2 protein-coding genes are annotated in these 2,870 nt (G+C 44.1%); both read right to left on the bottom strand.

The window, feature by feature from the left end; genetic code table 11:
- Positions 1–699: 699 nt before the first annotated feature.
- Positions 700–1,434 (bottom strand): ribonuclease III family protein, encoded by a 735-nt coding sequence (locus ACJ751_RS21060; protein WP_407747491.1) that lies wholly within the window; start codon positions 1,432–1,434, stop codon positions 700–702.
- A 108-nt stretch (positions 1,435–1,542) separates the two neighbouring features.
- Positions 1,543–2,796, bottom strand: a complete 1,254-nt coding sequence (fabF, locus tag ACJ751_RS21055; RefSeq protein ID WP_407747490.1) for a beta-ketoacyl-ACP synthase II — start codon at positions 2,794–2,796, stop codon at positions 1,543–1,545.
- Between the last annotated feature and the right edge of the window lie 74 nt (positions 2,797–2,870).

Raw genomic sequence — 2,870 nt, 5'->3', positions numbered from 1 at the left:
AGGAGTCTCCATCAGCAGGAGTACTGCCGGGATTCCAGCTACTACCGGTGGACCAGTTACCATTAGCTACGGCAGTTTTTTTATTTGCCATCAGGCTGGTAGCCATCAGCAGGGTAAAAAGGGTTACGAAAAGGGCTTTCATGGGGTAAAACAGTTTAATGCACTAATGTTTTCAATACACGTACCTGTTTTTTTGGCATGAGTAAATAGAACACAAAAAGCGATACCGGGATTGGGCATTCGTCTTTATATCTTATTGATTATCATATATCCTTTTTAGTTTCCCACATTCTAGAAAAAAACAATATTTCCTACCGGTGAATATTAGCCCAATAAGCGATTTCTTTCCCACAAATGGAAAAAAAGTACAATAAGTGGAATTGTTTAGGGAGGGGTAGAGGGTTTGGTTGGAGTTGCTAATGATTTAATGGGGAATTTAGCAGGGTAAGGGGGTAGTTGACCAGTTGACGAGTTAACAGGTTAACAGGTTGACAAGTTAACGAGGTAGAAGGGGTTAAGGAAAATAAAGTTGGAAGTTGATAGAGTTGACGGGGTTGGCAGGGTTGATAAAGGGCAGAGAAATAAATTGGCTGAAAAATGAAAATAGAGTGGAATATTTCATTGTCGCGAGCCCTTTCATCCGCCAGCTGACGGATTTGCCGTTTCACGCTATTCAAGGCTTTCTCTATAGGTAAGCGACTATTCCTCTTCCGGCGCTTCCGTTTTATTCAAATTCAATTTATCAATAGCGATAGCGGCGGCAATCTGGGAGGCGTCTTTTTTATTGTAGGCTTTGCCTTCGGCGAGGAGTTCGCCATCTACTACGGCGCCAATGGTAAACAGGCGGCGGCCGCCTTCTATGCGTTCGTCGAGCGTTTCGAACTCCAGGTTCTTACCATTTTTATTGGCCCAGCCGTATAATTTATTCTTATGGTTGATCTCGAGCAGTTCCAGGTCTTCCATGTACAAATGGGGTATAACAATACATTCAAACACCCATTGTTTGGTTTTTTCGAAACCCCGGTCCAGATAAATGGCGCCTACCACTGCTTCGAGGGTGTTACCAAAGATCTGGCTCATTTTAAGAGAGTTATCGAACTTATTGTAGAAGGTGATCTTTTTTAAACCCATTTTGATGGCGATCTCATTGAGTTTATTCCGGTTCACCATTTTAGACCGCATTTCGGTAAGAAAGCCTTCTTCTTTGTAGGGATATTTTTTAAAAAGAAAATCGGCTACGATCCCACTGAGAATAGCATCTCCGAGGTACTCGAGCCGTTCATTATTTTCGTCGGCACTATCCCTTACCGAACGATGGGTAAGGGCAGCTTTATATAATGCGAGCTTGCCCGGGGTAAAACCCAGTACATTGCGCAGATTCTTTTTAAAAGAAAGATTCTCTTCTTTGCCTAAAAAGCGGTCCAGGATTCCCACAATTGTCAATCTACTAATTTTTCATTAAGCCAAAAAATCATTAATAGGGCCGGACTCCGCAACCATCAAAAATGTTCAATATTACCTCAACAACTCTACGCGTAAAAACTACGCTTCAAACTTTTTCACGATTACGCAGGCATTATGCCCTCCAAACCCAAATGTATTACTTAATGCAGCGCGTACAGTTCGCTGCTGGGCTTTTTCAAAGGTGAAATTTAATCGCGAATCAAGATCAGGGTCGTCGGTAAAATGGTTGATGGTAGGCGGAACAATATCATGTACCACGCTTTGGATACAGGCTATTGCTTCTATTACCCCGGCGGCGCCTAAACAGTGCCCCGTCATGGATTTTGTAGAACTGATGTTTACCTTAAAGGCATGTTCACCAAAAACATCGGTGATCGCTTTTATTTCTGCAATATCGCCTAATGGAGTTGAAGTTCCATGGGTATTGACATAATCAATATCCTCGGGCTTCATGCCGGCGTCGTCAAAAGCAACCAACATTACATTTTTGGCGCCCAGTCCTTCGGGATGAGGGGCTGTAATATGATGCGCATCGGCAGTAGCTCCGCAACCAGCAATTTCGCAATAAATTTTTGCTCCACGTTTTAAAGCGTGTTCCAGTTCCTCTACTACCAGTACCCCGGAGCCTTCACCCATAACAAAACCATCACGTTCTTTGTCATAAGGGCGGCTGGCTGTTTTTGGATCGTCGTTACGTTCGCTCAGGGCTTTCATGGCATTGAAACCACCCACCCCAGCTTCGCTGATAACACTTTCAGCACCACCGGTTAGAATGATATCAGCCTTGCCTAACCTAATGAGGTTGAACGCATCCATAATGGCGTTGGTAGAAGAAGCACAGGCACTAACTACCGCAAAATTGGGACCACGAAATCCATGTCGCATGGAGATATGACCAGCTGCAATATCCAGGATCATCTTGGGAATGAAGAAAGGATTAAAGCGGGGGGTGCCATCACCTTTGGCGAAGTTTACCACTTCTTCCTGGAAGGTTATCAAACCGCCAATTCCGCTCGCGAAAACAACCCCTACCCGGTCAACGTTGACATTCTCTTTATTAATGCCGGCGTCAATCACCGCCATATCGCTTGAGATGATGGCAGTTTGGGTAAAACGGTCAATTTTGCGGGCTTCTTTACGGTCGAGAAAATTCAATGGGTCGAAATTCTTTAACTCGCAGGCAAAGCGTGTTTTGAATTTTGAGGCATCAAACTGGGTAATAAAGTCGGCACCGGAAACTCCGTTTATGAGTCCGTTCCAATATTCCTGTAAATTATTTCCGATAGGTGTAAGGGCACCAATTCCGGTTACAACAACTCGTTTCAATTGCATAGCTCTTGCCTGAGGGAGTTTTTAAGTAAGAAATCCGCTTTCGCAGCATGCGCCCAGCTATCGAAAGCGGATTT

The organism is Niastella sp. (assembly GCF_045805085.1).
In the GTDB taxonomy this organism is placed as follows: domain Bacteria; phylum Bacteroidota; class Bacteroidia; order Chitinophagales; family Chitinophagaceae; genus Niastella.
Note: the sequence above shows the minus strand (reverse complement) of the source record. Positions and strands in the feature narration are given on the sequence as shown.

Coding starts and splice junctions, on each gene's coding strand:
- fabF (WP_407747490.1), bottom strand. CDS start 2,796: ATGCAATTGAAACGAGTTGTTGTAACCGGAATTGGTGCCCTTACACCT.